The sequence below is a fragment of the Legionella jamestowniensis genome (assembly GCF_001467745.1).
In the GTDB taxonomy this organism is placed as follows: Bacteria; Pseudomonadota; Gammaproteobacteria; order Legionellales; family Legionellaceae; genus Tatlockia; species Tatlockia jamestowniensis.
Genome location: NZ_LNYG01000012.1, coordinates 80996 through 94975 on the forward strand (window position 1 = coordinate 80996; position 13980 = coordinate 94975).

The window sequence follows — 13980 nt, forward strand, 5'->3', positions numbered from 1 at the left end:
CTGGCTATGCTGTTCAAAAGTCCAGACAGCAGTGTAGCAATAAAACCGAATTATCAAGCAGTAACCCAAATTGCGCTCGTAGCTCAGCTGGATAGAGTACTTGGCTTCGAACCAAGGTGTCGGGGGTTCGAGTCCCTCCGAGCGCGCCATATAAATATAAGGGGGTCTTGGGTCTTCCCCAAATCCTTTTGGCTTATACCCTCTGTATGTCGGTGAAATACTTCTTTACGTAAGCTTTCTGTGGCTCGTTGGTATTTGCCAATCCCTGGAAAACGTTGGTTGAAATAGCGTTTACAGGAATAACACTGATACTTATGAGCCTTGATACATAAATAGCTATAGCGCATTCCTAACGACTCATGACGTATCTTTCGCTCAAAACTATCTTTCTTCCTTAACCGCTTACCATTGCAATAGATACAGCGAACAACTCGATTATAACTTACTTCAATAAAAACAGGATTGTTTCCTGTCACCTTGACTATTGAGTAACCAGGTAAATTTAGGATAATATCTTTCTTCGGCACTTTAACCCTCTTTTGACTGCGAAATCAAAGAGTTAGATTACTATAATCCCGTTAAAGTGCCCCTGTATTTGGGGTAGAGCCGAAAATATTCTTCAAAAAAGGGGCGACCCCGCGTAAATGAGCCTTGTCATTAGTTAAACTACGCTTATGACTAGACTCCTCTAACCACCGATTAGCAGCGGCATACCACTCCTTTTTTGGAACTTTAAGAACTCGACTCGCTTCCCACAACTCACTTTTAAGTTTGTCATGAAAAAGCTGGGCTTCCAGCTTATTCTCAGTTTTTGTACTCTTCCGTATCCTTTTCCCATCATGGGTTATATCGACCCCGCAGTTTATGATGAATGGTTTTATTGCTCATGTCCCGTCCTTTCGTAATCATTTATTCCTATCTTGTATATATAAATATTGTATATATAATATGGATTCAAAAAAATTATAAGGATATTGTCTATGCGTGCTGTCTGTGTTTATGTAAGTATGATCTCCGCTTCTCTATTAACAACTGTTGCTGCAAATTCTGCTACTCCAGTTAACACACCAGGGTCGAGTGTAAAAGTTATTCAAGGATTGTCTAATGCACAGCATTTTCAAGCGCCTTCAAATGGCCAATTTTATGTTCAAGCAGGAACATTTCGTTCGGCAAAAAATGCTGAAACATATAAGAATCAATTAGCCGAGAAATTTCATCACCCAGTGCGCGTTAAAACACAGGGTAATTCCCATATGGTACTTATAGGCCCTATCAATTCAGCCGCTGAGGTTAGGAGGCTCGGTGGAGGAGCTGAAGTGAGGTCTGTACCAGTGGAGCAGCCCGTAGTAGGTTCACCAAACAGGTTCGAAGTTCTTGGAGCGCTAGGGATTGCCAATTTAAGGGCGGATAATAGTCGGCTAGGTGTAACCAGTTTTGAAATAGATACCCTCGTACCGAATAATAACAAGTGGAATACATTTGCAGCACAGTTAGGGGTCGGTTATGTCTATTATTTTGGTGACGCGCAACGCCATTCCGATGAAGTGCAATGGTTTCCTTCAATAGAACCACAGGTCAATGGCTATTATCTAGACGGCAACTCCTCTATTCAAGGTGAGGTATGGCGCTTTGAAAGCTCAGAATTTAACGGACTAAGTTTTAAATCTTCTGTACAAAGTACACGCTTAATGTTTGACACAGCGCTTACAATTGTTTCGCGGCAATACTATTCTCTTTACGTTATAGGCGGTATTGGTAACGCTTGGAATCGTCTATCTTATAAAGACAGCGACAATGAGGATGGTTCTTGTTCAATCGGTAACTTGAATTTAAATTCAAGAACGCATTCCAATTTTGCCTGGGAAGCTGGTGGTGGCTTGATGTATAGCTACAATGACCGGGTGGCGCTTACTTTACAATATTTATATACAGATTTAGGTGAGGCCGGTTCGTCTGCGAGTGGGACTTTCGGAAGTATTAGCTTGCCAGTTATTGTGCCACCTCGTTTTGATCTGAGTGCGCAAACAGTGTCCCTTGGTATACATGTAGCAGTATAAATCCAGGAATTAAAAGGAGATTAACGATGTTGAAGTTCGTTCGATATGGATTGGCAATCGCAAGTTTAGTACTGCCTTTGTTAGCGCAAGCAGAGTTATCGGGTTTGAAAGAAGTAGATAAAACGAATAGTAATGATTTTGCGAGGTGTGATCTGACGATTACATCCCCAAGATTTGCCAGTACTTTTTGTTCTGGTAATATACAATTCGGACTATACACCGTAACAAATACATCGCCTGTACCTATATTACTACAGCGTATAGAGATTGTAAGAAGAGATGCTTTATTAGATGCCCAAACTGCTATCCTTGCCGCGCCTGTAAATAATTGTGTTGCTGGTAGAACTTTAGCACCAGGATCATCTTGCAACGTTTTAGTTAGGGTTTCAGCCTTAGCTGTGAGGGGTACTTTCAATCGGGTAGTGCGAATCTTCACACAGAACACACGCCAGCTCTTTGTCGACTCTTCACCAATTACTTCTTTTGTATCCGGGGTGAGCTGTCCTGCAGGAACACCACCAGTGTTGCCACCTTTCCCACCTTTACCCGTTCCGCCACCTGTTATAATACCAACTCCACCTGCGCTCTTTCCTCCCCTGTGTCCACTGTACCAGTTTGCTATTCTTGGGGCTACGACAGTTACGAATGCAGGACCAAGTGTTATAAATGGTGATTTGGGTGTTTCTCCAGGTACCGCTGTTACTGGATTTCCTCCTGGAACAGTCAATGGAACTATCTATGCGGGTGTGGAACCTGCGGGATCAGCGCAAGATCAAGCTGCGACTAGGTATACCCAGCTTTCAGCACCAGCTACACCCTGTGAAGTTAATCTGACTGGTACTAATTTAGGAGGCAGAACACTAGCTCCTGGGGTATATTGTTTCAATTCAAGTGCCGCACTCACCGGTACACTGGTTCTAGATGGTCAAGGTGATCCAAATGCGACCTTTGTTTTTCAAATAGGCTCTACTCTCACCACAGCATCTAATTCTGCTGTCCTGTTAACAGGAGGTGCTACGAGTAATAATGTACATTGGCAAATTGGCAGTTCAGCCACGTTTGGCACAGAGACAGCATTCCAAGGTAATGTTTACGCCCTCACTAGTATTACTATGAATACTGGCGCTGATCTCATTGGAAGAGCAGTGGCACTTAACGGTGCAGTTACACTAGATACTAATATAGTGACTAGAGTAAATGCTTGTCCTATCCCCTGAAAGATGTTCATCTTAGTAATTTAAAATTTCAAAAGCCCCATCAAAGGGGCTTTTTTGTGAGTAGGTGCGCCGGGCACGGCGCAAGTGTAGGCGGTGAAAGTCCGCTGTGGGCTGACTCAAACTGGTCCACTAGCCTCGAGCAAGGGATCCATCGTGAGGTGGAATCTGAAGGAAGCCTAGGGCAAATCAAGCGGTAACTAACAGGAACTGGATGGTAGGCTGTTATGACTGGGCAACCTAGCCTTAGATAGAATAATTCGCGTTTGAGCGAAGTGCATAACAGTATATCTGGTCGTAGATAATATAGCATGCTGTGGATTAGGTGCTCCTTTTATTTCTTTTTTTGGATTTATTTTTATTGGGCTTGTAAAAGCTGTATTTCTTGTTTTTACAAACCATTTTTATGGCTAGGCTATATAAAAAAGATAACCAGGGATTTGTTATCAAAGCAAAATATGTGATGAAGAAATCCATGCGTAAGTGTTAAATATCAAAGAATCAACATCTCACCAACAATCTTAGTAAAATAGTTTATACCTTCCTACCTCATCCAATTTTGATTACCATACCACGCGAATTTAACTTAAGTTTCAAGGAACGTTTCATGATGAACATCAATAATAAAGCAGCATTAGTGACAGGAGCCAGCCATGGAATTGGTCTTGAACTGGCAAAAATTCTATTAAGTGACGGCTGGGTTGTCTATGGTACAGGGCGGGATATGAGCAGTTTAGAGGATACTAAAGTGCTATTTCCCCGCTTTGTACCCATTCAATCAGATTTTACTCGCAATAGTGATATTGAACGCGTTGCAAAAGTTATTAAAAATGCAGGAATACCTCTTCATCTTTCCGTACAAAATGCAGGAATGAAAAGTCCTCCACGTCCGTTAACTGATTACGATTGTGACAGTATTGATGAAGTTTTTCAGGTTAATTTATTAGCACCAATGAAGCTGACAGCTCTTCTTGCCTCAGAAATGACGGTACAATCGCGGATTTTATTTGTTACATCAAGAGCTGCGACTCTGAAACTTAAAGAAAGCTCGACTTACTGTGCTAGTAAAGCCGGTTTGGATGAAGTAACTGCTATTGTGAGAAAAGAGTTAGAAGAAAAAAATATTGGTGTGTCTTGTGTTATTCCCGGTGAAGTTGATACCCGAATTCAAAAAACGCTAAGGGAAACCACCTCATTTCATTTGCACAAAATCTTTGATGAGGCTTATCAAACTGGTCGATTAATTAGTCCAAAAACGTGCGCAGTATTTCTTAAGTGGTTTCTTTGCGACCTATCTTTTGATGAATATAAACAAAGCAATATGCCCGTTTCCATCTATGAGGAATGGCATCATCCATTCTGGCTTAGAGATAGGAATCAGTTGCCTCCCTTTCCTTTCTAATTCATTTTAGGAAACTTTTACGATTAGCTCACAAAAGTTCGACTTTTGAGAAAGATGATTAGTTTGTTCTATTGTTTTTTCAAGGCATAATTCTCTTATGGAGAGTATGCCCTTATTCTCTACAATTGTTTCCTCAAATAAATCCGATCATGCCCTTCTAAATAATTTTTAATTGTCCCCAAATGCTGATAACCTTGTTTTAAATAAAATCCTTCTGCCTGAAAAGAAAAAGTATCTAATGTTGATGTTGAAATCCCTCGTTTAATTGCTTCAGCTTCTACACTGCGTAATAGTTCAGCACCGATACCAAGACCACGGTATTCTTCGTTAACCCAGAGGACATCAACGTATATTGAGCTCTTATGAGCATATACAATAGCCCCACCAATAATATTGCTCACGTTATCTTTCACATAGACTGAATAACGATCTGGCTTGGTTCCTGTAAAAGGAGCATTAAAATTAATTATTCCATCACGAATAATTTTATCTTGCTGTTCTAATAGATTAGTGTCTATAACAAGTTTGAATTGGTAATTCATTGACAATGATCCTTTAAAGTATTATATGATTGAGCATTTTTCTACCATTCCTATAATCTCATCGAGCGAAAGATGACTTACATTTTTATCTAGTGAAATAAAATTGTGTAAAGTAGCAAACCATGTGGCGAAGAAAAAACTAAAAAATCCCAGTGTGATTACCCATCAAGAAGAACGCTGGCTCCCGATGAAGTCCCAAGAATTTTTCAATAGCCAAAACCACTTCATTTTTTGTCGTTTTTATATAAAGAGGTACTGCACCTTATTTTAAATTTTAGTAATTGATGCGTTCATAAATTCTTTTAACCGACCACTAAGTTTCCCATACCTCTGAACTCGCATAAATCGTATTGGATCACACGCGAGCCTCAATCTGTATTGGGCTAATGCCTCATAAATACACCACAATACCTGTGCAATTTTAAGTGTCTTTAATAAGTGGTCTCTGGACTCACATTTCATGTAATTTCTCAGGTAAGCTTCTATGAGCTGCAAATAGGCATCATCTTTATCTGTTAGGGCGTGGTGCGTTTTGACCTGTCGTAAACAACCCACTAATGAAAAAAAGGGATGTGAAATTACTATCTCGCCCAGATCAATAAATGTAATGTTTCCTGATTGCTCTTCTATCAGAATATTATTGTCATGAAAATCACATTGTACCAATGTTTGTTTGATAGAATAGGCAGATAATTTTTTACATAAATCGGAAACCTTGGGGAGTAGTGCCTCTAATTCATCAAGTTCTAGTTCTGACAGCCCATCTGCCAATAATATCTCCTTTTGTGAAAGCAATTGCATGTATAAATTAGGTAATTTATCTAATCGCCAATCGGGAACCCCCATACCAAGAAAAACATTTACATGCTCTGTAACAGCTACCTGAAGCGATGAAAATTGCTCCACAGCTTGGCACAGCAAATTAGCATCAAATTTTTTTCTTAAACCGTCTCGCAATGGCCCACCTGCGTCTTGCATCAAGAAACAATGAAGCTGAGTATGATGTGCAATAATCTTTGGAACAGGGGCTTGAAACTGGGTATACAAAAGCTGAGTAATAGGAGCCTCTAATGCAAGCTGTTCTGGCGTTTGCTTCAGATAAATAATACCCTTATTTGTTTGAAAGCGTGTTACGAAAGACCAAGGAGTATCTTGGATTTTCTCTGATACGTTACTTTTTAGTGTATACCCAAGAGATAAAAGTGTGTCACAAGCCCACTTAATGCTTTCTCTATTTGGATTGCTCTCGTTTAATTCCGTTGTCATCATTTGTTATGGATTTCTCTTGACCTAAGTGAATAATCAATATCCAGCCGTTATTTTCATGAGTTCAATACCATATTAGTAATTAATATTGTATTAATGTTTTATGAATGCTTACTAATATTCTTATATCGTATAACCCCATAAGATTAAAGCAAGTCAGTTATTTGCAAAATCATCAGTGATTTTAGGTCAAGTTTAATTACTCTTTAAAGCCATTTGAGGGCTTTGTCCAGTTGATATATCAAATGGATTTGGTGATTTATAAGATGTAGAGCTCCTTTCTCATTAACCTTTTGTTCAACATTTTCATTAGCCTTATAGGCAATATCTATCTTATAGTTGTTGTCGGGCATCAGGTTTTTATTGAGAAGCCTAGTAACAAATTGATCATATACTTTTGGATCAGGGATATTAATTCTCAAGTTATCCCCTTCTCTTGAGATGTGAATATTTTGTGCATCTACTTCATCTTCACTCTTATTATAAAGCTCATTTAGATCTTTTTCATCGTCATCACTAAGCAGTGCATTACCTTGAAAATGGATTAATCCCTTAGCTGAATCCAATTCAATCGAAAATACAGCTAAATCATTTTTAAAATAATAAAGGAAATCATCTTCAAAATTCCAAGCCTCACTATTTTCCAGATAAAAGGATAATGCTGCATAATCTGGAAGCAAAAAGTTAGCCCATCCTTTATACACGGAATCCTCCCTGCTCTTGATGTATAATCGTATGGATACCGTGTAAGCACGGTAAGTAGATGTTTACTCTGATATTGCCTCATACGCTATGATGAATCAATTTACATTTAAACCTCTAAAGATAGAGGATTTAAGACAACTCCACCAATGGTTTCAAGAGGCCATCGTTAATCATTGGTATGCAAGAGGTAAGCATTTGACACTCAATGACATCAAAGAAAAATATGAACCAAGAATTTTAGGTAAAGAGGACGTACCAAGTTTTATTGTGTATCTCAGCAACTCCCCTTTCGGATTCATTCAATATTATTTGCTCACAGAATCGTTACCTGATGGGATTGGTGGCTATGAAAATAAGCTCTTTCGACAACACAAGGCGAAAGATCTAGTCGGAATCGATCTGTTTATTGCTGAAGAGCGAGGACGAAACAAGGGATTGGGGGTAGAACTTATAAGTCAATTTATTGATAAATTTCTAACTGGATTTAAAGCCGTTGTGGTGGATCCAGATGTCAATAATCAACAAGCCATTCGCTGCTATGAAAAAGCGGATTTTACTCAAACAGGATTTAGTGAGGATTCAAACCATCTCATCATGATAAAATCCTTATCACTGGCTAAAGGTTGATAATGAACGTTTAAAAAATCATGATTGATTCTGATACATTTTGTTCACATAGACTTGTTTAAATTAAAAACCCTCTATGCGTACCTATTAGATGCCCAATTTTAATAAAACATTAATACTAATTGCCTATAATATGTCATATATGTCTAAATGAGATACATATGCCAAAAATATTGGTAGTTAATGGACATGGGGCTAAAACCGGTCAAAAAGTTCAGGTTAATGCGCAACATGGTGTCATCACTCCCGGCAATGCTGAAAATAGCTATGTGGTTTCTTTCGATAATCAATATCGCCATCTGGAAGAAATGACATCCCAAAATAAAATTTGGCCTCTTGTTGATGGTCAGAAAAATCCGGTTCAATGGCATCGATATCGCAATACGTCTATAGACGAAATCCAAATTAGCCCACTGCAAGATCAATTTAGCTTTCCATACTTTGCTAACATGGTTCTTAGCAAACAAACAAAGTGGGAAAACCTTACAACGCCTTCTCATGATGTAATGCAACGTGGTGCTTTAGCAGTTAAAATGCCCAATGGTCTTACTGAAATTTTGGAAGGGAAACCATTGGAAGACTATCTAAGGGCGGCTGCAAAGGGAGCTCACGAAGGACGACCTTTATTTTTCTGTGATAAAGAGTTGGGTAAAATAAAGCCCATGGGGAGAACTTCATTATCTGAAATTTATACCGCACTTCATCGTATTGAGGAATTTAAAAACACTGATACGGAAATGATTGTTGCAACCTGTAGCCCCGCGCATTCAAAAGGGGTTCAGCAAATTCAGGTCCAAACTAAATTCCCCCCCACAGAGTTTGCAACAACAGCTTTTGTAGATATCCATGCACCCCAGTCACATCTAACATCTACTTCTGAATTAGAAATTGCTGAGGAAATCCCTGCTGGTATGAATATGCCTTATGATAATGTCCCTGCTGGTATAGACGTCTTAGATACTCCTGCTGGTGTAAATGTCTCTTTTGGAGCATCTATTCCTGCTGATGTAGATAATGTGTCTTATGAGGCGGATATTCCTGCTGGTGCAGATGTCTATTATAGTGAAGATACCTCTGAAAAATGTAATTCCCTGAAAAGTCAGTTGCAATCTATAAAAGACACAAAGTCCAACCTTTCACCCACTGAGCTTAAGTCTATTAGAGATCATATTGAGGCGTTGATAAAGGAAAAGAAGAGCCCCTGGTGTATCAATAAAGATCTTAAGCAAGTAAAAATTGATGCTTTAGAGCAACTAATCACTGATGCACAAACCATGTCTGTTAAAGAGGCTGTGGAGAAGATTAAAAATGATTATCCTCAAATCATGCATGGAAAAATTAGTACGCGTACTGTAGACTTGCTCAATTCATTGGCTGAAAGTGATTCAAACTTGCTTGAATCACAACAGGATATGCAGTTTTAATCAAGAATCTCATTTACTTCGTATTGATTTTATCATTTGACAAAAAATTAACTTAGAAGAGCTGGAATTTTTATTTAAGATCTTGGATAACTTCTAAACACAATTCTAACTACCAAGTCTTTATGGTGTTTGACAAGGTATGCACAGATTTATCCACAGTTTTTGTGGATAAAGTAATTAAAGCCTTTTCCTGTATGAAATAATAAAAGCCTTGTCAGTAAAGGAATATATTTGATATTCAAAGAAAAGATTAATAAGTTAAAGCAAAAGATTAAAATAAATATCCACAAGTTGTGGTAAAACTGAAAAAAGAACCGCGGGCAGTTATATTAACAAATAATTTCTAAAAAAACAGTCTTGACGTTCATGTATTTTTAGAAACTTACCCTTCTCTCATGCAATCTAACCTAAACAAACCTTCTGTCTATTCAAACTTGCTCTATCGAAACGAGTACCTTTTAAAAGAAGGTGTTATCCCTCCTTTAATACAACGGTAAGCTCTTTATAGCCCTAATAACGTTAAGTGTTTTCAATGCCTGGTGTAATTACCTTATTACACCAAAGGTGTAACGTTTGATTCAAGCCTGGAATCGGGCAAGGCAGGTTTAGCTACAGGGGTAGTAAAAAAATGATGATCGGAATTGCCTAAACCGAATTGCTGGCAGGTTTCTTCAAAAACAAGTGCTTTGGCGAAATTGTTACAAGCCCGTTTCAGCCCTACATCAGTTTTTACTTTTTCAAAATAACGATGCAAGTAGGAATAATCTTTTTTAAAGTTAATAAAAGCAGCTGTTTGCTCCCTATCTTCATTCACTGCATTGTTATATTCAGAAAGCAAAAAATACATTTCTGATTTTATTTGTTTAAGCAACGCATCGTCCTTATTTGGGTTCGTGTTTAGGGCGAAACAATCCATGACATGATAGGCTGTCGCAAAACAAACTTTAATGGACACTTCTATATATTGCTCTTCCACTGTATGAAATTGGTCAGAATTAGTAAGAATAAAAAAATCATTAAATTCCCTGAGAGTTTGACCAACATGACACAGCGCTTCTTTTGCTTTTTTAAGTTGTTTATTGTCTAAAAATACTCGGCTTTTTTGAGGTCTTGCAATAAGTCTTGAAAGGATTTCATCTTTTAGTACTCATTTAGTGAATATAAAGTTCAATACTATACGTGAAATTGAATAAAAATTGTAACCTTGGCTTAAAAAAAGGCCTACGAAAAGCATCTAATCTTTTTTATAGTCTTATATCATTATTTAGCAAAGACTTATGTTCAGAAAGCCAATCCTTATCGTCGCTGCAACGAAAAACTTGTGAGAGACTTGGGTCACTTGATAGAACTTTCTCATTCAACTGAGCAAAGAGCGTGTATTCCTCTTGCTCTTCAATTGAAGTTAATCCTTTGCCTTTTGATAAAGCATCTTCCGATATAGGCGGGTTAAAATAACTTGACTTATAGCTTACAAACTCGGGCGTTTTTGTAGGAGAACATATCAATGTTGCATTGGCATTGATGGGTGAAAATTTATAATATCGCGATTGGCCTAAGTTTTGTTCAGCACAAAATTCGTTGATATCCGTTATCTTAGCAGGAGTAACTCCTAGTGCTGTCAATGTAGGAAGTAACAAGCGATAATTTCGTAGGCGCTTTTGCCCTCCTAAAAGAAAAACATCATAATCGCTTGATTCCGTTTTATTTTCAAAAACCTGTTTTAAAAGTTTCATATTAGATAAAGCAGTTTCCTCATTATAGAGAATCATCCCATCTATATGAGCCACCGCTCGCTTCGCTGGATTTACTTTATCAATAAATGCAATACCGATACAGTCAGTCATACCACTTGTTACTAATATGGTATCGGGGTCATTCGTTACATAAAATTCACCTTGGGAAACATAACGATAATTAGGCATAATGATATTCTCCTTAGCCAAAACTCATCTTCCCTCTAATTATGGTTAAAATAAATTAAGAAAACATTAATCAGCCTCACTGACGATAATAAATTACCTCTGTGCCGGACAAGAATTTTTTTATATAGTCGTTGCGGGCAAGTGAAGAAATCCAGAATGGACTTTATTCAATAAGGATACAGTTGCTTCGCTGGTGCTCACAATGGCGTGATTCTAAATTGTCCCGCACAGAGAATAATTACAAAAGAGAATCAAGATCGAAACTGGATCGCTGATTTAAATTCTTACCCTGTTTTTTTAGAAAATTTTCCGCTGTAGCTCTACCTTCATCTCTTAACATAGTAAAAAATGCCCATTCTCCATTTAATTTTGAAGAATAGCCCAGTTCTACCATTTTATTACTGGCGATGCGATGAATACGCATTGTTGCCCAACGCCTGCCTTCTCCTTTAACAGAATTAACAACTTGTCTTAAAACTGCGATCATGCGTAACTCTTTCATTAAAGAAGCATTAAATGCAACCTCGTTAAGACGATTAAGAATTTCTCGGGCAGACTTTGGCGTACCTGCTCGTTCTACAGGATTGATTTGAACTAAAATGGTATCACTTGAGAGACACTCTTTGACAAGCGGGGTAATGGTAGGATTCCCAGTGTACCCCCCATCCCAATAGGCCTCTCCATCAATCTCAATGGCTTGAAATAGTGTAGGTAAGCAAGCAGAAGCAAGTAAAACCTCAGGCGTAATCTCTTCGTTCTTAAACACCCTTCCGCGTCCTGTTCTAACATTGGTAGCTGTAATGAATAGTTTAATAGGAGCGCTGGCAAGTTTTTCAAAATTAATGCTTTCTATAAGAATAGATTGCAGCGGGTTAAACGCTGAAGGATTTAAATCATAAGGGGAAAAAACTCGTGAAATTAAATCAAATCCCATAAATAACGGTGAGCCATCTAAAGTCCAATTGCCTGCTAAAATATCCCATAAGCTGCGACGAAAAATGCTAAACTGTGAAGCCTCAGCAACACGCTGCCAAAATGCCTCTAAGGCTGCTCTAGCCCCTTCTCGCCCTTCTTCCAAATAGCCGCTTGCTAAAACAACGGCGTTCATAGAACCTGCAGAAGTACCAGAAATCCCTTCAATTTGTAATTTGGGCTCCTCAAGTAATCTATCTAAAACACCCCAAGTGTAGGCGCCGTGTGCCCCTCCTCCCTGCAATGCCAAATCGATAAGAACAGTTTTTTTGTGATTAATGAGGCTTTTCGTTGTTTTTGACATTGCGTTCTACTTTCCCTGAGAACTTTATAATCATTTTAGCATAGGCTTTATTTAAGAGCTGTTATTGATGGACTATATTTAAGAAAGTTTACTCAAAAGAATGTTAACATGAGAGGAAGAACCGCTCTCAAGCTAGATTAAGTAAAAAAACAATATCAGAAGTAGTTTTATAATAAATTTAAAAGGAGAAAGAAATGAGTTATATCGATGGATTTGTGCTACCTATTCCAAGCGATAAAATTAATGAATATCGCAGTATGGCCGAAGCCGCAGGCAAGATATGGATGGAGCATGGAGCATTGGCTTTCAGAGAGTGTGTTGCAGAGGATACAAAAGCGCAAGATATGCTTTCTTTTCCTGAACTTGCTAGAACCCAAAATGGAGAAACAGTAATATTTTCATATATAGTTTTTCAATCTAGAAAACACCGGGATGAAGTGAACAAAAAAGTAATGGAAGACCCTCGCATTCAACAAAGCTGTGAGAAATATGGCAAGCTGTTTGATTGTAAACGCATGGCCTACGGTGGTTTTGACATCCTGGTGGATTTATAAACAAACTTTGTCTAAGCTTGTTTTTCAATCTAACTTTTCTTGGCAAGCTCTATTTGCACTGGTGCTAATTTAGAATCTGGGCTCAACAGTATTTATAGTTTCCTCAGAATTAGCTTCAATGGTTGCAAACAATTCCTTTGCAGAGGGTCTTGCCAGAGGATCTTTTTCCCAGCCCCAAGTGATTAGACTACTTAATTTCGCTGGCAAATTATTAGGTAATTCTGGTCTTTCATCGACAGCAGATCCTTTCATAAAATCCATAAAACTCATTTCGCTAGACGGCAAGTCCCAGCTGACAATTTGCCAAATCGTAATGGCCAAACTATAAATATCTACCTTCTCATTATAAGGCTTTTTTAAAATTATTTCGGGAGCCATCCACAAGGGACTACCTATTGTCTCATATAAAAATCCTTTCTGTAATCGAGTTGCAGTACCAAAATCACCGATTTTAGGGTTACAGTTTTTATCCAAAAAAATATTGCCCCCCTTGAGATCACGATGAACAATACAATGCTTATGCAAAAATTCCAAGCCTTCCGTAATTCGTTTTATCCAAAGGAGGCGCTGCGACCAGAGTAAAGGCTCCTGGTTAATAATAAAGTCATCAATGGAGCCTTTTGGCATATATTCCATGGCAATTACAAATTCTTTTTCACTCAACATGAATCCAATAAATTGAACAATGCAAGCGTTTTGTAATTCAGTGATATATTGATGTATTTCCTTTTCTTTTTCCGCAGCCCCCTTGGATCTTGATAATTTCAGTGCGATTTTCATATTGCGAAAAATTGCCCCTATCACTGTCCCATTGCTCCCTTTTCCTAACACTTTATTCCCATAAGTAACGTCTTGCTCGTCCAATAAATAAGGATCACTACCGCGAGTGTTAGATGGTGTGGTTGTTTTTTTCACTACAATTTCTAAAGTCATAATAAATTTTTAAAAAATTTAGATTAAATTAAGATCATTATAATTTTTTTGTGAAGAT

13 protein-coding genes, 1 tRNA gene and 1 pseudogene are annotated in these 13980 nt (G+C 38.0%); 7 read left to right on the plus strand and 8 right to left on the minus strand.

Features of this window, described 5'->3' with window-relative positions; translation table 11 throughout:
* Positions 1-72 precede the first annotated feature (72 nt).
* Positions 73-149: transfer RNA gene (locus Ljam_RS03535), tRNA-Arg, on the plus strand.
* 135 nt (positions 150-284) lie between these two features.
* Here the strand turns inward: Ljam_RS03535 and Ljam_RS15120 are convergent.
* Positions 285-527: pseudogene (locus Ljam_RS15120) on the minus strand (transposase family protein); the annotation flags it as partial.
* A gap of 453 nt (positions 528-980) precedes the next feature.
* On the opposite strand from Ljam_RS15120, the gene Ljam_RS03540 reads away from it, so the two are divergent.
* From Ljam_RS03540 to Ljam_RS03550, 3 genes are all read left to right on the plus strand, one after another.
* Positions 981-2057, plus strand: a complete 1077-nt coding sequence (locus tag Ljam_RS03540) for an SPOR domain-containing protein (protein ID WP_058448753.1) — start codon at positions 981-983, stop codon at positions 2055-2057.
* A 26-nt stretch (positions 2058-2083) separates the two neighbouring features.
* Positions 2084-3274, plus strand: coding sequence for an ice-binding family protein (locus Ljam_RS03545; RefSeq protein ID WP_058448754.1), 1191 nt, complete (start codon positions 2084-2086; stop codon positions 3272-3274).
* A gap of 604 nt (positions 3275-3878) precedes the next feature.
* Positions 3879-4673: an SDR family oxidoreductase gene (locus tag Ljam_RS03550; protein ID WP_074881748.1), complete on the plus strand. Its 795-nt coding sequence runs from the start codon at positions 3879-3881 to the stop codon at positions 4671-4673.
* A 119-nt stretch (positions 4674-4792) separates the two neighbouring features.
* Here Ljam_RS03550 and Ljam_RS03555 read toward each other — a convergent pair whose 3' ends face one another.
* From Ljam_RS03555 to Ljam_RS03565, 3 genes are all read right to left on the minus strand, one after another.
* Positions 4793-5215 carry a GNAT family N-acetyltransferase gene (locus tag Ljam_RS03555; protein ID WP_058448755.1) on the minus strand — a complete coding sequence of 141 codons (423 nt, stop codon included), beginning with the start codon at positions 5213-5215 and terminating at the stop codon, positions 4793-4795.
* Between the two features lie 267 nt (positions 5216-5482).
* The gene (locus Ljam_RS03560) at positions 5483-6484 is read right to left on the minus strand and encodes a phosphotransferase (RefSeq protein ID WP_238583684.1); all 1002 of its coding nucleotides are present in this window, start codon (positions 6482-6484) and stop codon (positions 5483-5485) included.
* A 203-nt stretch (positions 6485-6687) separates the two neighbouring features.
* Positions 6688-7185 carry a hypothetical protein gene (locus Ljam_RS03565; protein WP_058448756.1) on the minus strand — a complete coding sequence of 166 codons (498 nt, stop codon included), beginning with the start codon at positions 7183-7185 and terminating at the stop codon, positions 6688-6690.
* A gap of 88 nt (positions 7186-7273) precedes the next feature.
* On the opposite strand from Ljam_RS03565, the gene Ljam_RS03570 reads away from it, so the two are divergent.
* Together Ljam_RS03570 and Ljam_RS03575 are read left to right on the plus strand one after the other, a co-directional pair.
* Positions 7274-7813 carry a GNAT family N-acetyltransferase gene (locus Ljam_RS03570; RefSeq protein ID WP_238583685.1) on the plus strand — a complete coding sequence of 180 codons (540 nt, stop codon included), beginning with the start codon at positions 7274-7276 and terminating at the stop codon, positions 7811-7813.
* Positions 7814-7974: 161 nt separating this feature from the next.
* Positions 7975-9237 carry a hypothetical protein gene (locus tag Ljam_RS03575; protein ID WP_058448758.1) on the plus strand — a complete coding sequence of 421 codons (1263 nt, stop codon included), beginning with the start codon at positions 7975-7977 and terminating at the stop codon, positions 9235-9237.
* A 553-nt stretch (positions 9238-9790) separates the two neighbouring features.
* Here Ljam_RS03575 and Ljam_RS03580 read toward each other — a convergent pair.
* The 3 genes from Ljam_RS03580 to Ljam_RS03590 all read right to left on the minus strand — a co-directional run bounded on the left by Ljam_RS03580 (position 9791) and on the right by Ljam_RS03590 (position 12435).
* Positions 9791-10192 carry a hypothetical protein gene (locus tag Ljam_RS03580; protein ID WP_058448759.1) on the minus strand — a complete coding sequence of 134 codons (402 nt, stop codon included), beginning with the start codon at positions 10190-10192 and terminating at the stop codon, positions 9791-9793.
* Between the two features lie 289 nt (positions 10193-10481).
* The gene (locus Ljam_RS03585; RefSeq protein WP_058448760.1) at positions 10482-11159 is read right to left on the minus strand and encodes a hypothetical protein; all 678 of its coding nucleotides are present in this window, start codon (positions 11157-11159) and stop codon (positions 10482-10484) included.
* 238 nt (positions 11160-11397) lie between these two features.
* Complete coding sequence (locus Ljam_RS03590; RefSeq protein WP_058448761.1) at positions 11398-12435, minus strand: patatin-like phospholipase family protein; 1038 nt, start codon at positions 12433-12435, stop codon at positions 11398-11400.
* A gap of 194 nt (positions 12436-12629) precedes the next feature.
* On the opposite strand from Ljam_RS03590, the gene Ljam_RS03595 reads away from it, so the two are divergent.
* Complete coding sequence (locus Ljam_RS03595; protein ID WP_058448762.1) at positions 12630-12989, plus strand: DUF1428 domain-containing protein; 360 nt, start codon at positions 12630-12632, stop codon at positions 12987-12989.
* A 69-nt stretch (positions 12990-13058) separates the two neighbouring features.
* Here Ljam_RS03595 and Ljam_RS03600 read toward each other — a convergent pair whose 3' ends face one another.
* Positions 13059-13922 (minus strand): protein kinase domain-containing protein, encoded by an 864-nt coding sequence (locus Ljam_RS03600; protein ID WP_058448763.1) that lies wholly within the window; start codon positions 13920-13922, stop codon positions 13059-13061.
* Between the last annotated feature and the right edge of the window lie 58 nt (positions 13923-13980).

What these genes read in the sequence shown, in the direction of transcription:
- Ljam_RS03595 (WP_058448762.1), top strand. Translation starts at nt 12,630, where the DNA reads ATGAGTTATATCGATGGATTTGTGCTACCTATTCCAAGCGATAAAATT.
- Ljam_RS03545 (WP_058448754.1), top strand. Translation starts at nt 2,084, where the DNA reads ATGTTGAAGTTCGTTCGATATGGATTGGCAATCGCAAGTTTAGTACTG.
- Ljam_RS03590 (WP_058448761.1), bottom strand. Translation starts at nt 12,435, where the DNA reads ATGTCAAAAACAACGAAAAGCCTCATTAATCACAAAAAAACTGTTCTT.
- Ljam_RS03540 (WP_058448753.1), top strand. Translation starts at nt 981, where the DNA reads ATGCGTGCTGTCTGTGTTTATGTAAGTATGATCTCCGCTTCTCTATTA.
- Ljam_RS03555 (WP_058448755.1), bottom strand. Translation starts at nt 5,215, where the DNA reads ATGAATTACCAATTCAAACTTGTTATAGACACTAATCTATTAGAACAG.
- Ljam_RS03575 (WP_058448758.1), top strand. Translation starts at nt 7,975, where the DNA reads ATGCCAAAAATATTGGTAGTTAATGGACATGGGGCTAAAACCGGTCAA.
- Ljam_RS03550 (WP_074881748.1), top strand. Translation starts at nt 3,879, where the DNA reads ATGATGAACATCAATAATAAAGCAGCATTAGTGACAGGAGCCAGCCAT.
- Ljam_RS03560 (WP_238583684.1), bottom strand. Translation starts at nt 6,484, where the DNA reads ATGATGACAACGGAATTAAACGAGAGCAATCCAAATAGAGAAAGCATT.
- Ljam_RS03585 (WP_058448760.1), bottom strand. Translation starts at nt 11,159, where the DNA reads ATGCCTAATTATCGTTATGTTTCCCAAGGTGAATTTTATGTAACGAAT.
- Ljam_RS03570 (WP_238583685.1), top strand. Translation starts at nt 7,274, where the DNA reads ATGATGAATCAATTTACATTTAAACCTCTAAAGATAGAGGATTTAAGA.
- Ljam_RS03600 (WP_058448763.1), bottom strand. Translation starts at nt 13,922, where the DNA reads ATGACTTTAGAAATTGTAGTGAAAAAAACAACCACACCATCTAACACT.